Annotated in this window: 20 protein-coding genes; 10 read left to right on the top strand and 10 right to left on the bottom strand. The window is 71.6% G+C overall.

What is annotated here, in order from left to right; translation table 11 throughout:
• Nucleotides 1–5: 5 nt before the first annotated feature.
• From BMZ18_RS19035 to ectA, 5 genes are all read right to left on the bottom strand, one after another.
• On the bottom strand, nucleotides 6–398 hold the full coding sequence (locus tag BMZ18_RS19035; protein ID WP_082895143.1) for an MFS transporter: 393 nt from the start codon (nucleotides 396–398) through the stop codon (nucleotides 6–8).
• A complete protein-coding gene (locus BMZ18_RS01535; RefSeq protein WP_235606557.1) occupies nucleotides 395–1,186 on the bottom strand; it encodes a Sir2 family NAD-dependent protein deacetylase in 792 nt (263 codons plus the stop codon). Before BMZ18_RS01535 ends, BMZ18_RS19035 begins: the two co-directional genes overlap by 4 nt.
• Before the next feature lie 131 nt (nucleotides 1,187–1,317).
• Nucleotides 1,318–1,716, bottom strand: a complete 399-nt coding sequence (locus BMZ18_RS01530) for an ectoine synthase (protein WP_068100146.1) — start codon at nucleotides 1,714–1,716, stop codon at nucleotides 1,318–1,320.
• A 33-nt stretch (nucleotides 1,717–1,749) separates the two neighbouring features.
• Nucleotides 1,750–3,015, bottom strand: coding sequence for a diaminobutyrate--2-oxoglutarate transaminase (ectB, locus tag BMZ18_RS01525; protein ID WP_068365141.1), 1,266 nt, complete (start codon nucleotides 3,013–3,015; stop codon nucleotides 1,750–1,752).
• The gene (gene ectA, locus BMZ18_RS01520; protein ID WP_068365144.1) at nucleotides 3,012–3,575 is read right to left on the bottom strand and encodes a diaminobutyrate acetyltransferase; all 564 of its coding nucleotides are present in this window, start codon (nucleotides 3,573–3,575) and stop codon (nucleotides 3,012–3,014) included. Before ectA ends, ectB begins: the two co-directional genes overlap by 4 nt.
• Nucleotides 3,576–3,775: 200 nt before the next feature.
• On the opposite strand from ectA, the gene BMZ18_RS01515 reads away from it, so the two are divergent.
• Together BMZ18_RS01515 and BMZ18_RS01510 are read left to right on the top strand one after the other, a co-directional pair.
• Nucleotides 3,776–5,302, top strand: coding sequence for a hypothetical protein (locus BMZ18_RS01515; protein ID WP_068365147.1), 1,527 nt, complete (start codon nucleotides 3,776–3,778; stop codon nucleotides 5,300–5,302).
• A 51-nt stretch (nucleotides 5,303–5,353) separates the two neighbouring features.
• Complete coding sequence (locus BMZ18_RS01510; RefSeq protein WP_167322247.1) at nucleotides 5,354–6,001, top strand: SDR family NAD(P)-dependent oxidoreductase; 648 nt, start codon at nucleotides 5,354–5,356, stop codon at nucleotides 5,999–6,001.
• Nucleotides 6,002–6,016: 15 nt separating this feature from the next.
• On the opposite strand, the gene BMZ18_RS01505 is transcribed toward BMZ18_RS01510, so the two are convergent.
• The 4 genes from BMZ18_RS01505 to BMZ18_RS01490 are packed head-to-tail and all read right to left on the bottom strand — an operon-like array spanning nucleotide 6,017 to nucleotide 12,042.
• Nucleotides 6,017–7,762, bottom strand: coding sequence for an ABC transporter ATP-binding protein (locus BMZ18_RS01505; protein WP_280141902.1), 1,746 nt, complete (start codon nucleotides 7,760–7,762; stop codon nucleotides 6,017–6,019).
• The gene (locus tag BMZ18_RS01500) at nucleotides 7,759–9,843 is read right to left on the bottom strand and encodes a RecQ family ATP-dependent DNA helicase (protein WP_068365153.1); all 2,085 of its coding nucleotides are present in this window, start codon (nucleotides 9,841–9,843) and stop codon (nucleotides 7,759–7,761) included. The genes BMZ18_RS01505 and BMZ18_RS01500 overlap by 4 nt, the downstream gene beginning before the upstream one ends.
• Nucleotides 9,840–10,712 carry a ribokinase gene (locus BMZ18_RS01495; RefSeq protein WP_139203712.1) on the bottom strand — a complete coding sequence of 291 codons (873 nt, stop codon included), beginning with the start codon at nucleotides 10,710–10,712 and terminating at the stop codon, nucleotides 9,840–9,842. The genes BMZ18_RS01500 and BMZ18_RS01495 overlap by 4 nt, the downstream gene beginning before the upstream one ends.
• Nucleotides 10,713–10,722: 10 nt before the next feature.
• Nucleotides 10,723–12,042, bottom strand: coding sequence for a DUF3533 domain-containing protein (locus tag BMZ18_RS01490; RefSeq protein WP_068365157.1), 1,320 nt, complete (start codon nucleotides 12,040–12,042; stop codon nucleotides 10,723–10,725).
• A 109-nt stretch (nucleotides 12,043–12,151) separates the two neighbouring features.
• On the opposite strand from BMZ18_RS01490, the gene BMZ18_RS01485 reads away from it, so the two are divergent.
• Nucleotides 12,152–12,799 (top strand): TetR/AcrR family transcriptional regulator, encoded by a 648-nt coding sequence (locus tag BMZ18_RS01485; protein ID WP_068365160.1) that lies wholly within the window; start codon nucleotides 12,152–12,154, stop codon nucleotides 12,797–12,799.
• Here the strand turns inward: BMZ18_RS01485 and BMZ18_RS01480 are convergent.
• Nucleotides 12,793–13,896, bottom strand: a complete 1,104-nt coding sequence (locus BMZ18_RS01480) for an NADH:flavin oxidoreductase/NADH oxidase (RefSeq protein ID WP_068365163.1) — start codon at nucleotides 13,894–13,896, stop codon at nucleotides 12,793–12,795. The two genes, BMZ18_RS01485 and BMZ18_RS01480, sit on opposite strands and share 7 nt — an antisense overlap.
• Nucleotides 13,897–13,956: 60 nt before the next feature.
• Between BMZ18_RS01480 and BMZ18_RS01475 the strand changes: the two genes are divergently transcribed.
• The 7 genes from BMZ18_RS01475 to octT all read left to right on the top strand — a co-directional run bounded on the left by BMZ18_RS01475 (nucleotide 13,957) and on the right by octT (nucleotide 20,136).
• On the top strand, nucleotides 13,957–15,246 hold the full coding sequence (locus tag BMZ18_RS01475; protein WP_074921717.1) for a glutamate-5-semialdehyde dehydrogenase: 1,290 nt from the start codon (nucleotides 13,957–13,959) through the stop codon (nucleotides 15,244–15,246).
• Between the two features lie 35 nt (nucleotides 15,247–15,281).
• The gene (locus tag BMZ18_RS01470) at nucleotides 15,282–16,178 is read left to right on the top strand and encodes an AAA family ATPase (RefSeq protein ID WP_139203710.1); all 897 of its coding nucleotides are present in this window, start codon (nucleotides 15,282–15,284) and stop codon (nucleotides 16,176–16,178) included.
• On the top strand, nucleotides 16,178–17,614 hold the full coding sequence (locus BMZ18_RS01465; protein ID WP_068365169.1) for a vWA domain-containing protein: 1,437 nt from the start codon (nucleotides 16,178–16,180) through the stop codon (nucleotides 17,612–17,614). Before BMZ18_RS01470 ends, BMZ18_RS01465 begins: the two co-directional genes overlap by 1 nt.
• Nucleotides 17,615–17,703: 89 nt before the next feature.
• Nucleotides 17,704–18,360, top strand: a complete 657-nt coding sequence (nadD, locus tag BMZ18_RS01460; RefSeq protein ID WP_068100166.1) for a nicotinate-nucleotide adenylyltransferase — start codon at nucleotides 17,704–17,706, stop codon at nucleotides 18,358–18,360.
• Nucleotides 18,357–18,788 (top strand): ribosome silencing factor, encoded by a 432-nt coding sequence (gene rsfS / locus BMZ18_RS01455; protein ID WP_068100168.1) that lies wholly within the window; start codon nucleotides 18,357–18,359, stop codon nucleotides 18,786–18,788. Before nadD ends, rsfS begins: the two co-directional genes overlap by 4 nt.
• Entirely contained in the window at nucleotides 18,785–19,432 is a 648-nt protein-coding gene (locus tag BMZ18_RS19225; RefSeq protein ID WP_068365171.1) for a histidine phosphatase family protein, read from the top strand. Before rsfS ends, BMZ18_RS19225 begins: the two co-directional genes overlap by 4 nt.
• Complete coding sequence (gene octT / locus BMZ18_RS19220) at nucleotides 19,429–20,136, top strand: diglucosylglycerate octanoyltransferase (protein ID WP_068365174.1); 708 nt, start codon at nucleotides 19,429–19,431, stop codon at nucleotides 20,134–20,136. Before BMZ18_RS19225 ends, octT begins: the two co-directional genes overlap by 4 nt.
• Nucleotides 20,137–20,162 lie beyond the last annotated feature (26 nt).

Genomic DNA, 20,162 nt, shown 5'->3' with positions numbered 1-20,162 from the left:
GCGCTCTATCCCGCGTGGAGACGGTTCAGGATCGACCGGTCACATCGTTTCTCGACCAGGACGCCCTGCGCGTTCATCGCGACGTCCATCACGCCGTCGGCGGCACCGAGAACCATCACGGCGAGGCCGAGCGACCACCAGGTACCCGCCAGTGCCGGCAGCACGATGGCGACGGACAGCAGCGTGGCCGAGGCCACCGTGGTCGAGCGGCTGCCGCGGGCGCGAATGGCCAGCGCCGCGAGCGGGGTGGCCAGCAAGCCGCCCGTGCCCATCCCGGCCAGCGCGAGGCCCAGCGTGGCCGCGTCGAGGGAGAGATCGGCCGCGATCGCCGGAATGCGCGGGCCCCAGTTCCCGAGGACGGCGCCGTTGACGAAGAAGACCGCGGCGACCGCCGTCACAGGTACGACGTCAACACCTCCGAGCACCCGGCGTGCAGGGTGTCGTCCGCGAACTCGTCGCCGCGGGTGGTGCCGCGATTGACGATGACGACGGGCTTGTCGTGCTTCGCCGCGTGGCGGACGAAGCGCAGGCCCGACATGACTGTCAGAGACGATCCGAGAACGACCAGTGCGGCGGCGTCGTCGACCATGTCGTACGCCGCGCGCACGCGGGGCTTGGGCACGCTCTCACCGAAGTAGACGATGTCCGGCTTGAGAATGCCGCCGCACCGGTCGCAGTCGACCATGCGGAAGTGCGCCGTGCTGGAGATCTCCGCGTCCGCGTCGGGTGCGATCTCGACTCCGTCCGCACCGACGACGGACTCGGTGAACCCGGGGTTGACGGCGGTCAACCGCTCGTCGAGAGCGACGCGGGAGATCAGCGTCTCGCAGGACAGGCACCGCACCCGGCCGTAGACGCCGTGCAGGTCTATGACGTTCCGGCTGCCGGCCTTGGTGTGGAGCATGTCGACGTTCTGGGTGATGACGCCGGACACGACCCCGCGCCGTTCGAGTTCGGCGAGCGCGCGGTGGCCGGCGTTCGGCCGGGTCGCGTCCATGTGCCGCCATCCGACGTGGTTACGGGCCCAGTAGTGGCGACGGAACTCGTCGTCCCCGATGAACTGCTGGAAGGTCATGGGGTTACGGGGCGGCGAGTCGGGGCCGCGGTAGTCCGGGATTCCGGAGTCGGTGGACATGCCCGCACCGGTGAGGGCGACGACGTTCCCGCGGGACAGGACGTCGTCCAACGAGACGAGACCGCGCTGCGACGGTGAGAACGGGGAAACGGAGGTCACCTCGTCCAGGATAGGTCGCTCGCGCGGTCTCGTTCGGCGATGCCGGGGTCGGGCCCGAGCCAGAAGGCCCGTGCCGCGGGCGGTCAGGCAGGGACCTCGATGAGCGGGTAGACACCGTTCTCGTCGTGCCGCTCGTCGCCGACGACGGGCGGGTTGAAGACGCACAGCATGCGCATGCGCGTGGTGGTCTCGACGGTGTGTCGCTCGTGTCCGTTCAGCAGGTACATGCTGCCGGGCCCGAGCGGGTAGGTCTCGCCGGTCTCACGGTCGGTGAGCGTGCCTTCGCCTTCGATGAGCCAGACGGCCTCGACGTGGTTGGCGTAGTGGAAGTTGTTCACCGTGTTCGGCTCGATGGTGGTCTCGTGGAAGGAGAAGCCCACCCGGTCGCCGCCGAGGACGATGCGCTTGGACCGCCACTGGCCGTCCTCGCTGGCGATGTCCCGTTCGGTGCCGGTGATCTCGTCGGTGGTGCGCACGATCATGGAAATCGGATCCTTTCGCTGGGTCGACGTGGGTCAGGAGCAGACGGTCTCGGTGGCCTGGCGCAGGATCGACAGACCGTGGTCGAGATCCTCCTCGGAGATGGTCAGCGGCGGGAGCAGCTTGACCACCTCGTCCGACGGGCCGGACGTCTCCGCGAGCAGACCCTGGTCGTAAGCCATGGAGGTCACCTTGCCGGCGAGGTCACCGTCGGCGAAGACCAGCCCGTGCACCATGCCGCGGCCGCGGGTGCTCACGCCCTCGAAGCGATCGGCGAGGTCGGTGAACGCGGCCCGGATGCGCTCGCCCTTCGCGAGAATCTCCTTCTCGAAGGTGTCGTCGGACCAGAAATGCTCGATCGCCGCGGCGCTGGTGACGAAAGCGGGGTTGTTGCCGCGGAACGTGCCGTTGTGCTCGCCCGGCCCCCACACGTCGAGGTCGGGGCGGATCAAGGTGAGCGCCATGGGCATTCCGTAGCCGCCGATGGACTTCGACAGCGTGACGATGTCCGGCACGATGCCGGCCTCTTCGAACGAGAAGAACTGGCCGGTGCGGCCGACGCCCATCTGGACGTCGTCGACGATGAGCAGGATGTCGCGGCGCTTCAGCAGCTCGGCGAGGGCCTGCAGCCACTCGGCGCGGGCGACGTTCACGCCGCCCTCACCCTGGATGGTCTCGACGATGACCGCGGCGGGACGGTTGATGCCGCTGCCGGAATCGTCGAGCACCCGTTCCATCCACTGGAAGTCGTCGGTGGCGCCGCCGAAGTAGTTGTCGAACGGCATCGGGGTCGCGTGCACCAGGGGAATGCCGGCGCCGGCGCGCTTCATGGAATTGCCGGTGACCGACAGGGCGCCGAGCGTCATTCCGTGAAAAGCGTTGGTGAAGTTGATGACCGACGAGCGACCGGTCACCTTGCGGGCGAGCTTGAGGGCGGCCTCGACGGTGTTGGTCCCGGTGGGTCCGGGGAACTGCACCTTGTAGTCGAGTCCACGCGGCGCCAGGATCTTCTCGGTGAAGGTGGCCAGGAAGTCGCGCTTGGCCACGGTGGACATGTCGAGGCCGTGGGTGATGCCGTCGCGCATGATGTAGTCCACCAGTGCGGTCTTGAGGACCGGGTGGTTGTGGCCGTAGTTCAGCGCACCGGCGCCGGCGAAGAAGTCGAGGTAACGCTTGCCGTTCTCGTCGGTGATCCACGAGCCCTGCGCGGTGTCGAACACGGCGGGCCACTGGCGGCTGTAGCTGCGGACCTGCGACTCGTGGTTCTCGAACACGTCCGGGGTGGGGGTGATCTGGTTCATGAGGTCTCCTGAGAATCGGTGGTGGGGGCCGCGAAGGGGCCGACGGTGTAGAGGTCTTCCGGCTGATGCGCGTCCGGGAACGACCCGGCGGCGAACAGGTCCGAGCGGACGATGCCGGTGCCCCGCCGCCGCGCGAGCGAGGTGAACGTGGCGATCGACGCCGCGTTGTCGGGGCTGACCGTGGTTTCCAGGGTGGTGACGCCGTGCTCGGAGACGACCCGGTCGACGAGGGAGTCGAGCATGCCGCGGGCGAGTCCTCGGCCGCGGTGAGCGGCGTCGACGGCGACCTGCCAGACGAACACCGTGTGCGGGGCGTCCGGTCGGAGGTAACCGGTCACGAAACCGACGGGTCGATCGCCACCGTCGACCGCGACGACGGACGTCGCCGCGAAGTCGCGGCACCACAACAGGTACGAGTAACTGGAATTGACGTCGAGCACCTCGGAATCGCGGGCCATTTCCCAGAGGCGGACACCGTCGTCGACCGTCGGTGGACGGTATTCGTGTCGGGAGTCGAGATCGGGCGGGGTCGAGGTCGCGCTCTGTAACACGGGCGTCATATGGCAATCGAACGTAACAAGGACGCCGCGGGAAGTCAGGCGCCATGACGGAGACGGGCCGGAGGAACCCCGTCAATCCCCTGTATGCAGCGGCTGTGTGAAGGTGGTCACACGTCGGTCCGTCTCTCTCGAGCCGATTCGCGCTGCTCGCTGCGGCATGGCACCCACCTTTTCCAGCCATTTCTCGTTATCGTCCGGCCATGATGCGCGTGTCGTCCTCGCTGTCCCGCCTGGTCCCGGCGCGTTCGGGGGGTTCGCGGCCTCGGCTGCCTCTGCGGCCCTCGAGGCGGAGCCGCGCCGCGGCCGGGCTGCTGCTGGCGCTGATGGTGCCCACTCTCGCGGCGGGGGTCGTCGTCGCGGCGACGACCGACGACGACGGGTCCGCCGGCGGACCCACGCGCGTCGTTCCTGCGTCGCAGGCGAGCGACCCTCTCGCCGCGACGCGCGGCGCGCTCGGCAACACGGCGCTCCCGCTGCAGATCCTCACCGGCGGCATGACCGAACTGACCGACGGCAGTGTCGAACTCGACGACGGCGCACATCGACTGGCCGACGGGCTCGGGCAGGCCCGCGACGGCGGCGATCAGCTGGCCGACGGCATGACCCAGCTGCGGCAGGGACTGTGGCAGCTGGGCGACGGGTCCACGCAGGTCAGCGGCGGCGTCGACCGGGTCGTCGGCGCGCTGACCGGGGTGGGCGCCGCCCAGGGGCAGATCGAGGTGATCGTGCAGCAGACACTCGACTCCGTGGCCGCGTCCACCGACCCCGCGGCGGCGGCCACCGCCGATCAGCTGCGTACGGTCCTCGACCTCCTGCGGACCCAGGGCCTGAACGGCGGGGTTCTCGCCGACCTGGAACGGCTCCGCGACGGCGCCCGGCAGGTGTCCTACCAGCTGTCGGATCCGTCGTCGCCGTTCGTCGACGGCATCGTCCGGGCCACGGACGGGTCGGCGCAGCTGCGCGACGGTCTGGTCCAGCTCGACGACGGCGGCGTCCTGCTGGTCGACGGCACGACGCGTCTGCGCGACGGCGTCGGACCGATGGAAGGGATGTTCACCACGCTGCGCTCCAACGTCGACAAGGCGTCCTCGTCCCTCCCCGCCGCGGCGTCGACCGAAGTGGACCCGACCGGGTCGTCCTTCGTCGTGCGACCTGCTGTCGAGAGCTGGCCGTACCTGACCGCGGTGTTCGCCGTCCTGGCGGCCGCGCTGGTCGGGTTCCTGGTCCCGCGGGCGCGGGCCGCGGTGATCGGCGCCGTCGGTGCGGCCGCGGCGATGGTCCTGGCCCTGACGTTCGTCGACACCGGTGCCTCGTTGGCGGGATCGGCGGTCGCCACCGTGACCGTCGGCCTCTGGGTCGCCGCGGTGGTCACGGCGTGCCGCGCGGTGCGGCTCGTCCTCGGTCCCGTGGTCGGCGCGGCCGTGCTCGCGCTGCTCGGATTGGTGCAGGTGATCCTCGGTGGCGCGGTGCTGCGCGGCGCGAGTGGGCTGTTGGCGCAGGCGGCCGACGTCACCCCGGTCGGTCAGATCGTGCGGGCGCTGACCGATGCGGTGGGCGGAGCAGGCCTGCCGACCCTCGTCGCGGTGCTCGCGGCGCTCGCCACCCTGGCGGTGGCGTCGGTCGTCGTGCGCCGCGGTGAGACCCCGAGCGAAGCCGCGACGTCCGACGAACCCGACGCTCCGGCCGCCGAAAAGGCCGACGACGAGGACGTCGTCTCAGTACCCTGAGGCCACGATCCGCGAGAGTCCGTGTCGGGCGAGCGGGTACGAGGAGGCGACGTGCTGCTGTCCGGTGCCAACGCCGTGGTCTACGGCGCAGGTGGTGTGGTGGGCAGCGCCGTCGCGTCGGCTCTCGCCCGCGGTGGAGCGCGCGTGCACCTGGTCGGCCGCTCCCGCACCCGGTTGGACGCCGTCGTGCGGCGGATCACCGACCTCGGCGGACAGGCCGAGGCGCAGGTGCTCGACGTTCTCGACGAGGTGGACGTCGACGAGTACGTCGACGTCGTCGCGGCGTGCTCGGGGAGCATCGACATCTCGGTGGACCTGGTGGGTCCCACACCCGTCGCCGAGCAGACTCACCGCCGCGTCGACTACACCGAACTGGCCGAGTTGGAAGGTCCCGTTCTCGGGGCCTTGCGATCCCACTTCATCACCGCCCGTGCCGCCGCCCGGCACATGATGTGTCAGCACTCCGGCATCATCCTGGTGCCGCACCGGGCGGCCGTCACCGCAGGTCTGGACGGCGCATCGCTCGCGGCGGCCCTGCTGGACCGACTGGCGGAGCAATTGGCCGCGCAACTCGCGGCGTCGGGTGTCACGGTGCGCGCGGTGGACCTCGAGCAGGCGGCCGGGGGCGACGCCGCGGACGTGGGACGCCGGGTGGTGGACGCCGTCACCGGTGGGGATCCGACGCTCGCCGCCGTCTGAGCCACGTCTCGCCGCTCAGGTCGCGATCCGCAGCGCCTCCACCAGGTCGCGGTACAGGGTGTCCGAGGTCAGCAGCGCCGTGTGCGAGCCCTGCGCGCGGACGCGGCCCTGCTCCAGGACGACGATCGTGTCGGCGTCGATCACCGTCGACAGTCGGTGCGCGATGGTGACCACGGCGCCCCGAGCGGACAGGTCGCGGATCACCTCGTGGATCGCGGCCTCGGTGATGCCGTCGACCTGAGCAGTGGCCTCGTCGAGCAGCAGGATGTCGGGCGGCCGCACGATGGCCCGCGCGAGGGCGATGCGCTGACGCTCGCCCCCGGACACCGCGGTGTCCCGCAACTCGGTGTCCAGACCGGCGGGCAACGACTCCATCTTCTCGGCGAGCCGCACGCGGCTCAGCGCTGCCCAGAGTTCGTCGTCCGAGGCGTCGGGATGCGTCAGGCGCAGGTTCTGCGCGATGGTCCCCGGCAGGGTGGGCGTGGCCTGCTCGACGTAGCCGATGCGCTGGCGGATCTGTCGGTGGGACAGCGCCGCGTAGGGAACACCGCCGAGGATCAGCTCGCCGTCGCGCGGTTCGAGGAACCGGAGCAGCAGGGAGAACAGGGTGGTCTTCCCGGCGCCGGACGGGCCGACCAGCGCCGTGTGGCCGCGGGCCGCCACGGTGAGGTCGATCGCGTGGACGGCCGACCGGTCGTCGCCGTACCCGGCGGTGACGCCGCGCAACTCCAGCGCGGACGGGGCGTCCTCGATGCGGGTGGGGAGAACGGCCACGGTGGCGGGCGCGTCGGGCTCCGGCTCCATGAGCTGCACCTCGCGGATACGGGCGGCGGCCGCGACACCGCGTTGCAGCTGGGCGACGTAGAGCGTCAACTGCGCGACCGGTCCGACGAGCTGGAACGCGTAGAGCAGGAAGGCCACCAGCGACGACACCGCGAGCGCACCGGAGGACACGCGGTACGCGCCCACGCCGAGCACGGCGATGATGGTGAGCTGGATGCCGCTGCCGGTGATGGTCCAGGCCCACGCCTCGAGTCGGACGGACCGGATGCCGAACGAGGCCGACACTCGCGCCTCGTCGACGATCCGGTCGCCCTCGCGGTCCTCGGCTCGACTGGCCTTGACGGTGCGGACCGCGCGCAGAGCACCCTCGAGCATGCCGCCCAGCCGTCCCATCGCGGCCTGCGCGTCGCGTTGCGCCGCAGCTACTTTCGGCATGAGCAGTCCGGCGGCGACACCGATGCCGGCGATGCCGAGCAGAGCCGTCCCGAGCAGGGGAAGGTCGAGCGTGGCCATGAGGATCACCACGCCGACGATCGCGATGGTGCCGTTGACGATCTCCACGAGCGCCCACGACGACGCTTCGCGCAGTAGCACCGTGTCGGACGTGACGCGGGTGAGCATCTCGCCCGCCGGGCGCGCGGTGACGGCCGGCACGGTGGCGCCGAAGAACCGGCTCACCATCGACGAGCGGGCTTCCAGGACCACCCGCTCGGCCATCGTGCCGAGCAACAGCCGCTGCGCGAAGCCGACGACGATGCCCACCAGAAGCAGGATCACCAGCACCGTCACCGCGGACGTGGTGGCGCCGGGCACCTCGAACGAGTCGAGCAGTCGTTTGGTCACCAGGGGAGTCGCGAGCGACGAGCCGGTCGCCAGCAGCCCGAGCAGCAGGCCTCCGACGAACATGCGCCGATGCGGCCTGACGAACGTCCACAGCAGACGCAGGTTGGGCCATCGCAGCGACGCGCGATCGGTCACGCCCGCGCCGCCAGCACGAAGGGGAGGACGGCGTCCGCCCCGGCCGCGCGCAGAGCACGGGCGGCGACCGTGGTGGTCCACCCGGTGTCGGTGAGCAGGTCGAGGAGCAGGACAGGCCCGTCGTGCGCCGTCAGGTCGGGGGTGTCGAACGCGTCGACCAGGCTCGCCACCCGGAACGCGGAGTTGGCACCCGACACGGGCCGGGCGTCCGGACGGCGACGCAGCACGCCGAGGGGCGCCAGTCGCCCGACGCGGGCGAGTCGGTCGCCGAGGTCCTCCATCAGCACGGGCCGCGACGTCTCCATCACCACGACTCCGGTGGGACGCTTCGCCCAGGTCCACCCGGCGAGGACCGCGATGCAGGCCTGCTCGAGCGCGTCGGGCGCCGGACCGTCGTCGCCGTCCACGAGGGCGCGCAGTCGCGGTCCCCACACTGGATCGGTGAGCCGGCCGAGCACGCGGCCGGGCTCGGGCCCGTCGGTGATGCGGCCCGAGAGGGACACCCCCACCTTGGCCAGCCCGGTGGGCCACTGCTTGCGCGGGGCGAGATCGAGACCGGGGCGGTCCAGCCGGGTACGGGTGCGGTCGACGGTCTCGGCGTCGACGTCCGCCGACAGCGGGGTGCCCGTGCAGTTGTCACACTTCCCGCAGCGATCGACGTCCGCGTCACCGGTGAGCGACGGGTCGTCGAGCTGCCGCCGCAGGAAGGCCATGCGGCACTCGTCGGTGGTCTGATAGTCCAGCATGGCCTGCTGCTCGGCGGCGCGCGCCGCGTCGAGACGCTCGTAGCGCTCGCGGTCGTACGTCCACTCGGCACCCGTCGAGAGCCACCCGCCCTTGACGCGGCGGACGGCGCCGTCGACGTCGAGCACCTTGAGGACCATCTCGAGACGGGTACGGCCGAGTTCGACGAGGGGTTCGAGCGCCGGGGTGGACTGGGGTCGCTCGGTGTCGAGCACCTCGAGAACGCGGCGCACCACGTGTTCGCGGGGGAACGCGACCGAGGCGAAGTAGCTCCAGATCTCCCGGTCCTCCGGGCCGGGCAGCAGGATCACCTCCGCGCGCTCGGTGGCGCGGCCGGCGCGACCGACCTGCTGGTAGTACGAGATGGGGGAGGACGGCGCCCCCACGTGGACCACGAACCCGAGGTCCGGCTTGTCGAATCCCATGCCGAGGGCCGAGGTGGCCACCAGTGCCTTCACGCGGTTCGCCAGCAGATCCTGTTCCGCCGCTTCGCGCTCGGTGGGGTCGGTCTGGCCCGTGTAGGCGGCGACGGCGACACCCCGCTCGGCCAGCAGTGCCGCGAGGTCGGTGGCGCCGGCGACGGTCAGCGAGTACACGATGCCCGAACCCGGGAGCGACTCGAGCCGGTCGGCCAGCCACGCGAGACGAGCGGTGGGGTCCGGAATGCGCACCACCGCGAGGTGGAGGGAGTCGCGGCCGAGACCGCCGCGCAGCACCTCGGTGTCGGCACCGCCCACGCCCAGCTGCGCAGCGACGTCGGCGACGACCCGGTCGTTGGCCGTGGCGGTGGTGGCGAGCACGGGAACCCCGTCACGCAGTTCGGCGATCAGGGAGCGGATGCGGCGGTAGTCGGGCCGGAAGTCGTGCCCCCAGTCGGACACGCAGTGCGCCTCGTCCACCACCACGAGACCGGCATCGGCGGACAGCGAGGGCAGCACCTGGTCACGAAAGTCCGGATTGTTCAACCGTTCCGGGCTGACGAGGAGCACGTCGAGCTCCCCGGCCGCGACGCGGGCATGCACGTCGTCCCACTCGGTGACGTTGCCCGAGTTGATGGTCGCCGCCGTGACACCGGCGCGCTCGGCGGCCGCCACCTGGTTGCGCATGAGCGCCAACAACGGGGAGACGATGACCGTCGGCCCGAGCCCCTGCTCGCGCAGCAACCGCGCGGCGATGAAGTAGACGGCGGACTTGCCCCAGCCGGTGCGCTGGACCACCAGGGCGCGTCGCTTGTGCACCACCAGCGCCTCGATGGCCGTCCACTGATCGTCCCGGAGCACCGCCGACGGGCCGGCCAGGTCCGCGAGCAATTCCTGCGCGCGCTCGCGAGTGCTCACGCGAGCTCTCCCGCGGCGGCGTCGATGTCGGCGGCCGTCGGCGCGGCGATACCCGATCGGGTGGTCGCGAGCGCTCCGCCGACGACCGCGCGTCGCACCGCTGCCTCGGGCCCGTCGCGCCACGCCACGGCGAGGGCGCCGGTGAACGCGTCGCCGGCGCCGGTGGTGTCGACGGCGCGAACCCGGGGCGCGGGCACCTCGACGACGGCCCCGTCCGGGCCCCGATGGCGGGCACCGCGCGCGCCCAGGGTGGTGACGACGTGCGGGGTGCGGTCGACGGCGTCACCGAGTGCGTGATGTTCGCTCTCGTTGACCACCAGGACATCGACGGCGTCGAGAAGGGCGTCGGGCACCGGCCGGACGGGCGACGGATTGAGGAAGACGGTGGTGCCGCCGCGGCGGGCGGCCTCGGCCGCGGCCACGACGGTGGGCACGGGAATCTCCAGTTGCAGCAGCAGGACGTCGGCACCCTCGATCGCCGCGACGTCGTCCGCTCCCAGCTCGGTCAGGGCGTCGTTCGCCCCGGCGACGACGACGATGGTGTTCTCGGCCGCGTCGTCCACCGTGACCACGGCGACGCCGCTGGCCCCGGGCGCAGTCCGCAGGGTGGCGACGTCGACACCCTCGGTCCGCAGGCTCGTCCGCAGGTCCGGCGCGAACGCGTCGTCACCCACCGCGCCGACGAAGCGCACGTGTCCGCCGGCGCGCGCGGCGGCCACCGCCTGATTGGCGCCCTTGCCGCCGCGGCCGAGGACCAGGTCGGTGCCGGCGACCGTCTCACCGGGGGCGGGCAGCGACGGCGTCCGCGCCGAGACGTCCATGTTGATGCTGCCGACGACGGTGATGCGCGGGGGTTCCGGAGGGGCCACGACGCCGACACTAATCGTCGGTACCGACAGCCTCGCCTCGTGCGGACGGAGCGGTGACGGCACGTCGACGGCCACGCCGGTCGTACAGCGCGGCGACCGCGGCGCCGACCACGAGCCCCAGGGCGAGACCGATCAAGGTCATCGTCAGCCCGTGTGCGAGGCCGGCCGACCACCGTCCGTCGAAGTAGAGGATCGCGCGGACGGCGAGGTAGACCTGGTGCATCGGCTCGAACGTCGCGAGAAATCCGAACAGTCGGGGAGTGGCCTCGAGGGGGATGGTGGCGCCGGCGGACGGCAGTCCGAGGATGACGAAGAGCACGAGGTTGATCACCAGACCCGGTGTGCCGAGGACCGCCACGACGGACATGGCCGTGATGCCGACGGCGCTGATCGCGAGCGCACCGTAGAGCCAGAGCAGCAGGGCGTGCGGGGTGGGCATCCCCAGTGCGGCGGCGATGGCCAGGTACAGCCCGGACACGACGGCACCGACGACGACCATGGTCAGCCACTTCGCCACCAGGGTGCGCAGGCGGCTCACCGGGACCGCCGGCTTCTGCCGGAAGAACGGTCCGTACTCGAGCGGCAGGTAGCCGATGGCCCCGTCGACGAGCGCGTTGGCGATGGTGGCGCCGGTGAAGCCGGCGAGGACGAGCAGCAGCGCGTAGTAGAAGGCGGACAGGCCGAGTCCGGTACCGTCGGGCAGGGGGTCGTACGGCGCGACCACGACGTCGATGGGCTGGGCGAGGGTGATCGCGGCGGTACCGGTCAGGACCGTTCCCTCCGGTAGACCGGCGGTGACCTGGTCGACGAGCTGTGACCCGACCGTCGAATTCGCCTCCGCGAGTGCGCGATCGGCGACGGTGCTCGCCAGCGTCGACCCCAGGGTGCCGGCGCGGGGGTTGGTCATGACGGTGACGATCGGTTTCTCGACGTCGCCTGGCACGGCCGCGGCCTCGGCGAGCACGGTGACGCGCTTGGTGAAATCGCTGGGGATCACCACGGCGGCGTAGACGTCACCGTTCGCGAGCATTTCCTGAGCCTGTGCGATGCCGACCACGCGGAGGTCGAACCGGTCGGCGTCGAGGCCCTTCTCGATGCCGTCGGCGATGGAGGCGCCGAGGTTCGCCTGCTGTCCGTTCGGCAGGAGGTCGCCTTCGTCGTTCTGGACGAGCGCGAGGGGGAAGTGGCGCAGGTTCTTCTGCGGGTCCGCCACCCCGCCGAGATAGAGCGCGGCGAGCAGCGACATCAGCACCGACACGACGACGACCGGCACGGCCCAGGTGAGGGGGCGGCGGAACGCCGACGGACGTGGTGCGATCTCGGTGGACATGGCAGGTCCCTCTCGACGGAGTCGGTGGCCGTGCTCGATTCACTACTGTATCGAGTGGCAGTTCGATACAGTAGTGCATCGAACTCCCGACCGACAAGGACCGACTTCCGTGACCACCGAGACAGCCCGGCCGAAACGCAGCCGCGCCGCGACGCGCGAACGTGTACTGGACGGCGCCCTGGCCGTCTTCGCCGAACGCGGTTTCGGACGCTCGACCCCGGAGCAGATCTGCGAGCGCGCCGGCTTCACCCGCGGTGCCTTCTACTCGAACTTCGGCTCGATGGACGAGGTGTTCCTCGCCCTCTGGCAACGTCAGGCGAACGCCCTCGTCCAGAGACTGCGCGCGGCGGTCGACGACGTGCAGGTGACGGCCCCCGCCGGCACGTCCGTCGACCGCGCCTTCACCGCGACCGTCGTCGACGGGCTGTCGGGACTCACCGCCGACGTCTCCTGGCACGTCCTCACGGCCGAGTTCTCCGCGTACGCCGCCCGCCGTCCCGAGGTCGCCGCGGTGATCGTCGAGCACCGCGCGGCGCTGCGCCACGCGTTGCTGCCCATGATCGTGCGCGTGCTGGCCGCGTTCGGGCGCGAACCCGCCGTCGACGAGGACACCCTGGGTCGCAGCGTCGTGGCCGTGTACGACGGCGCCATGTCGCAGGCGATGATCGAGCCCGACGACCCGACGCCGCGACGGCTCGCGCTCGAGCTCGTCGCGGCGATCGTCTGGGATCGCTCACGCCCGGTGCGAGGTCAGTAGGCCCGCTCGTACTGCGGCGGCGTCGCCGGCGTCATCGTGACCCCGAGCTCCTGCGCGGCTCGGCGCGGCCAGTACGGATCGCGCAGCAGCGCGCGGCCGAGCAGGACGGCGACCGCGTCCCCGGAGGCGACGACGTCCTCGGCCTGCTTGGCCTCGTCGATCAGCCCGACGGCGGCGGCGGGAACGGTGGTCTCGCTCTGGATCCGCCGCGCGAACGGCACCTGGTAGCCCGGCGCGACCGGAATCTCCGCCTTGGCGACGTTGCCGCCGGTGGAGACGTCGATCAGGTCGACCCCGTGATCCTGCAGCCGTTCTGTCAGCAGGATCGTCTGATCCGGGGTCCAAGCGTCGGAATCGACGCCGCGGTCCTCGCCGGTCCAGTCGGTCGCGCTGACGCGCACGAACACGGGGCGGTCGGCCGGCCAGACCTCGCGCACGGCGTCGACGACGCGCAGCAGGAACCGGGCACGACCGTCGAAGTCGCCGCCGTACTCGTCGGTGCGGTGGTTGCTCGCGGGGGAGAGGAACTGGTGCAGGAGGTAGCCGTGCGCCGCATGGATCTCGACCACCTCGACGCCGGCGCGGTGGGCGCGCGTCGCCGCTGCCCGGAAGTCGTCGACGACCGCATCGATGTCGTCGGCCGACATCTCCCGCGGAGCCGGGTAGTGGCCGAACGGGACCGCGCTCGGGCCGAGGGTCTCCCAGTGCAGCGGGTTGTCCGCCGGCAACGGCTTGCCGCCGCGCCACGGTGCGTCGGTGGACGCCTTACGACCGGCGTGCGCCAGCTGGACCGCCGGGACGCTGCCGTGCGCGACGATCTCGGCGACGACCTCGGTGAGCGCCCGCTCCTGCTCGTCGGTCCACAGGCCAAGGTCCCACGGGCTGATCCGGCCTTCGGGGGACACCGACGTCGCCTCGGTCACGATCAGCCCGGCGCCGCCCACGGCCCGCGAGATCAGGTGCGTCCGGTGCCAGGCGGTCATCGCGCCCACCGCGGCCCCCTCGGCGTCGGCCGAGTACTGGCACATCGGCGACATCCAGATGCGGTTGGGGACGGTCAGTTCCCGCAGGGTCAGGGGCTCGAACAGCACGCTCATCGGTCCACTCCTCGTCTCGACTCGCTTCTCGTTCGTGGCCAACCGGCTCGGCGGCGAACTATTCCCGGCGTTTACCCTGGGCTCGTGACCGCTGTCTCTCCCGCATCCGTCTCCCTCGAGGAGGCCGTCCACGCGGCGGCCCGGCGCGCCCGGCTCGCGGCGCGCGTCCTCGCACAGACCACCACGGCGGACAAGGACCGGGCGCTCCATGCCGCGGCCGACGCGCTGCTCGCCGCGGCGGACCCGGTGCTGGCGGCGAACGCCGAGGACGTCGCGGCCGCCGCGGCGGACGGCACTCCGGATTCGGTGCTCGATCGGCTGCGCCTGACGTCCGACCGCATCGACGGCATCGCCTCGGGCCTGCGGCAGGTGGCGGGTCTGCCGGACCCGGTGGGCGTGACGCTCGAGGGCACCACCCTGCCCAACGGACTCGAGACTCGTCGGGTGAGCGTCCCGCTGGGCGTCGTCGGCATGATCTACGAGGCGCGGCCCAACGTCACGGTCGACGCCTTCGGTCTCACGCTGAAGTCCGGCAACGCCGTGCTGCTGCGCGGCTCGTCGTCCGCCGCACGCACCAACGCGGCGTTGGTGGACGTGCTGCGCGCCGCACTGGTCGCCGTCGGGCTGCCCGCCGACGCCGTCCAGTTGCTCTCGTCGGAGGACCGCGCCACCGTCACGCATCTCATCCGTGCGCGCGGGCTGGTCGACGTCGTCGTTCCGCGCGGCGGAGCCGGCCTCATCTCCGCCGTGGTGCGGGACGCGACGGTGCCGACCATCGAGACCGGCGTCGGCAACTGCCACGTGTACGTCGACGCCTCGGCGGACCTCGACGTCGCCGAACGCATCGTCCTCAACGCCAAGACCCGTCGCGTCAGCGTGTGCAACGCGGCCGAGACCGTCCTGATCGACCGCGCGGTCGCCGACGCGGCCGTCCCGCGGCTGGTGGCAGCACTGGAGGAGCACGACGTCCGCGTCCACGGCGACCTGCCCGGCCTGATCCCGGCCACCGCGGCGGACTGGGAGCAGGAGTACCTCTCGCACGACATCGCGCTCGCCGTGGTGGACGGCGTCGACGGGGCGATCGAGCACATCGACCGCTACGGCACCGGCCACACCGAGGCCATCGTCGCTCGCGACGTCGCGGCCGCGCGGACGTTCACCGCGCGCGTCGACGCCGCGGCCGTCATGGTCAACGCCTCGACGGCCTTCACCGACGGCGAGCAGTTCGGTTTCGGCGCCGAGATCGGCATCTCCACGCAGAAGCTCCACGCCCGAGGACCGATGGGCCTGCGGGAGCTCACCTCGTCCAAGTGGATCGTGTGGGGCGACGGACACGTCCGTCCGTCCTGACCGACCTCCACCACAACGACCGAAGAGGCTTCCTGGTGACTTCTGCCCCGCCGAACTCCGCTGCCGCGAACATCGTGCCCGTCTTCACCGACGTCGACGACGTCGTCGCCCGGCTCGCGACCACCGGCTACCTCGCCGACAAGGCGACGGCCACCGCGGTCTTCCTCGCCGACCGGCTCGGCAAGCCGTTGCTGGTCGAGGGGCCGGCCGGAGTCGGCAAGACCGAGTTGGCGCGGGCCGTCGCGCAGGCCACCGGCGCGGAACTGGTGCGGCTGCAGTGCTACGAGGGCGTCGACGAGGCCCGCGCACTCTACGAGTGGAACCACGCCAAGCAGATCCTGCGCATCCAGGCCGATCAGGGGTCCGGGTGGGACGCCACGCGGCACGACGTGTTCTCCGAGGAGTTCCTCCTGCCGCGGCCGCTGCTCACCGCGATCCGGCGCAGCGACCCGACGGTTCTGCTCATCGACGAGACGGACAAGGCGGACGTGGAGATCGAGGGGCTTCTCCTCGAGGTGCTCAGCGATTTCGCCGTCACGGTTCCCGAGCTCGGTACCGTCACCGCGACGCGCCGGCCGTTCACCGTCCTCACGTCCAACGCGACCCGTGAGCTCACCGAGGCGCTCAAGCGGCGCTGCCTGTTCCTGCACCTCGACTTCCCCGACGCGGCCCTCGAACGCCGCATCCTCGCGAGCCGGGTCCCCGAGCTGCCCGACGCGATGGCCGAGCAGATCGTCCGCATCGTCCAGGTGCTCCGGGACATGCAGCTGCAGAAGGTGCCCTCGGTGGCCGAGACCATCGACTGGGGCCGCACGCTGCTCGCGCTGGGGGTCGACTCGGTCGACGATTCCGTCGTGAAGTCGACGTTGGGCGTGGTGCTCAAGCACCGCTCCGACACCGAGCGGGCCGTCGCCGAACTGCGCCTGGGCTGATGACGGCCGCCGCCGACGTCGCCGGAATTCCGGCGCACCTGGTCGGCTTCGTCGAGGCTCTGCGCCGTCGGGGCATCGCGGTCGGCCCGTCCGAGACCGTCGACGCCGGTGCCGTGCTCGCGGTGCTCGATCTGCTCGACCGCGAGGCCGTCCGCGAGGGACTGGCCTGCTCCCTGGTGCGACGGCCGTCGCACCGGCCCGCGTTCGACGCCCTCTTCGACCTGTGGTTCCCGGCCGCGATCGGGGCCCGCACGGCCGACGAGGATGCCGTCGTCACCCCGCCGCGGCGGGACAACGGAAGCGTCGATCTCGACGCCCTCAAGCACGTGCTGGCCGATCTCCTCGCGGACGGGTCCGACGAGGCGATGGCGGAGGTGCGACGCCTGGTTGGCGACGTCGTCGAGACGTACGGCAAGTACTCCACCGCCCGCGGCGACTCCTTCTCCGAGTACCAGACATTGCGTGAGGTCGCCCCGGAGACGCTGCTCGCCCGCATCGTCGAGGGCCTGCGCGGACGCACCAGCGACCCCGGCGCGCCCACGTCGGGCGACTTCGAGAGCGAGCTCGTCCGCCGCACCGCGGCGGTGCGGGTCGCGGAGTTCCGCTCGATGATCGAGAAGGAGGTACGACGCCGCACGGCCGAGGTGCTCGGCCGCGAGCGGGTGGCGTCGTACGGCGTTCCCCGCGCCGCCGAGGACGTCGACTTCCTGCGCGCGTCGGAGGCGGAACTCGCCGCGTTGCGACGATCGATGGTCCCGCTCGCCCGCATTCTCGCCGGGCGGCTGGCCGTGCGTCGTCGTCGGTCCCGCGCCGGGTCGATCGACCTGCGGCGCACGCTGCGGCGGTCCATGTCGACGGGCGGGGTGCCGGTGACGCTGGTGACCAAGGCGCCGCGCCGTGCCCGACCCGACCTGATCGTTCTCTGCGACGTGTCCGGGTCCGTCGCCGGCTTCAGTCAGTTCACGTTGTCGCTGGTCCACACCCTGCGCGAGCAGTTCTCGCGCGTGCGGGTGTTCGCGTTCGTCGACACCGTCGATGAGGTCACCCGGTTCTTCTCCGGGCCCGCGTCGGCAGGGGTGACCGACGCGGTGAGCCGCATGATCGCCGAGGCCGACCTCGTCTCCTACGACGGCCACTCGGACTACGGGCACTCGTTCGAATCGTTCGCGATGCGGCACCTGTCCGTCGTGACGCCGCGGTCGTCGGTGCTCGTCCTGGGCGACGCCCGCACCAACTTCCGGGACCCTCGGGTCGAGTCCCTCGCCCGCGCGGTCGCCGTCGCCCGGCACGCGCACTGGCTCAACCCGGAACCGCGGGCCCAGTGGGGCACCGGGGACTCCGCGGCCGAGGTCTACCGCCGGGTGATCCCCATGCACGAGTGCCGCTCGGCGTCGCAACTGGCGGACGTGGTCGGGCGCCTGCTCCCGGCCACGTAGAGTCGACGCTCGTGCACCCAGCGCCGACCTCTCCGGACGGGCCCTCGCGGCCGTCCGGGTCCGAGCCGCGTCCGCGCAGGCTCGGCGTCATGGGCGGCACCTTCGATCCGATCCACCACGGCCACCTCGTGGCGGCCAGTGAGGTGGCGGATCGGTTCGATCTCGACGAGGTCATCTTCGTGCCCACGGGTCGACCGTGGCAGAAGAACGACCGCAGCGTGAGCCCGCCGGAGGACCGGTACCTCATGACCGTCGTCGCGACGGCGTCGAACCCGCGGTTCTCCGTCAGCCGCGTCGACATCGACCGGGGCAAGCCCACGTACACCGTCGACACGCTGCGTGACCTCGCACGCCAGCACCCCGGGGACGAGCTCTACTTCATCACCGGGGCGGACGCGCTGGGCAGCATTCTCGGTTGGCAGGACTGGCAGGAACTGTTCGGTCTGGCGCGCTTCGTCGGGGTGTCCCGGCCGGGGTACGAGCTCGAGGCGGACCACCTGGCGGACTACCTCGCCCGGCTGCCCCGCGACGTGCTCACGCTCGTCGAGATCCCCGCCCTCGCCATCTCGTCGACGGAGTGCCGTCGGCGGTCCGCCGAGGGGCGACCCGTCTGGTATCTCGTACCCGACGGCGTCGTGCAGTACATCTCCAAACGCAACCTCTATCGCTCGGCGGGAGCCGGGGGACGAGACACCGTCTCCGAACCGGCACCGTCGTCCACCGAACACCCGGGAGTTCCGCAGTGAGTGCCACATCCGATGCCGTCGCGATCGCGACCGTCGCCGCCCGCGCCGCCGACGACAAGTTGGCCGCCGACGTCATGGTCATCGACGTCTCGGAACAGCTCGTCATCACCGACTGCTTCGTGATCGCGTCGGCGCCCAACGAGCGTCAGGTCAACGCGATCGTCGAGAACATCGAGGAGAAGCTGCGCGAGGCGGGCCACCAGCCGGTGCGCCGTGAGGGCACCCGCGAGGGACGCTGGGCGCTGCTCGACTACGTCGACGTCGTGGTCCACGTCCTTCATAACGACGAGCGCCACTTCTACGCCCTCGAGCGGCTGTGGAAGGACTGCCCCGTGCTCGAGATCGAGGGCGTGCGGTCCGAAGAGCGCACCACGTACGGCACCGACGAGGGCCACGACGAGCCGAACGGAAGCGCCCCGACGGCGTGAGTGCTCCGCTGCCGGTGCGTCGGCTGGTGCTGCTCCGGCACGGTCAGACCGAGTACAACGCGGCCGGGCGCATGCAGGGTCACCTCGACACCGACCTCACCGACCTCGGGCGTCGGCAGGCCGACCTCGCGGCGCGCGAGCTCGCGACGCTGCGTCCGCATCGCATCGTCACCTCCGATCTGCGCCGTGCGCACGACACCGCCCGCGCCCTGGGCACGCACGCCGAGGTGCCGGTCGAGACCGATCCGCGGTTGCGCGAGACGCACCTCGGGGACTGGCAGGGCCTGTCGCACACCGACATCGACGCGTCGTCGCCCGGTATTCGGGAGACCTGGCGCAGCGACTCCGAGTTCCGTCCGCCCGGCGGTGAATCGCGCCTGGACGTCGCCGCCCGCGCCCGGCCTCTCGTCGAGGAGTTGCTGAGCGACGCGGCATGGACCGCGGACCCGGTGGTGCTCGTCGCACACGGCGGCACCATCGCCGCGCTCACGGCGTCGTTGCTCGCGCTGCCGGTGGAGTCGTGGCCCGTGCTCGGCGGGCTCGGCAACGCGAGCTGGGTTCAGCTCTCCCGCTACGAGTCCGAGCCGCCCTGGCGCCTGGACATCTGGAACGCCACCGCGGCCGTCGCCGGAGACGTGCTGTGACCGAGCGGCCGGTGCTGCTGGTCCTGGCCGACTCGCTGTCGTACTACGGGCCCGAGGGCGGGCTGCCCGCCGACGATCCGCGCATCTGGCCGTCGCTCGTGGGCCGCCAACTCGGCTGGGACGTCGAGCTGGTCGCCCGCATCGGCTGGACCTGTCGCGACGCGTGGTGGGCGCTCACCCAGGATCCGCGGGTCTGGGCGGCGATACCTCGTGCCGGGGCGCTGGTGGTGGGCACGAGCGGCATGGACTCGTTGCCCTCGCCGCTGCCGACCGCCCTCCGCGAGCAGATCCGGTACGTCCGGCCGCCGGCGCTGCGACGGGCCGTCCGCGCGGGATACGGATGGGCGCAACCCCGGTTGTCGCGACTCGGCCGTCCGGTGGCGCTGCCGCCCGCGCTGTCCGTCGACTACCTCGAGCAGATCCGGGGTGCGGTGGCCGCGGTGCGGCCGGACCTACCGATGGTGGCGACCCTGCCGTCCGTCCACGAGTGCGACGCCTACGGACGGGTGCACGCGGGCCGCGAGCCCGCCGTGCGGGCGACCACCGCGTGGGCTCGCTCGGCGAACGTTCCCCTGGTCGATCTGAAGGCCGCGGTGATCGACGACTTCCGCGCCGGCACCACCAATCCCGATGGCATCCACTGGGGTTGGGCCTCGCACGAGCGGGTCGCGGAGGCGATGCTGCGGGTGCTGCGGGGCACCTGAGTCGTCCATCCCCGGGTCCGAGGTTG

Origin of the sequence: Rhodococcoides kroppenstedtii (assembly GCF_900111805.1) — a bacterium.
GTDB lineage: Bacteria > Actinomycetota > Actinomycetes > Mycobacteriales > Mycobacteriaceae > Rhodococcoides > Rhodococcoides kroppenstedtii.
Note: the sequence above shows the minus strand (reverse complement) of the source record. Positions and strands in the feature narration are given on the sequence as shown.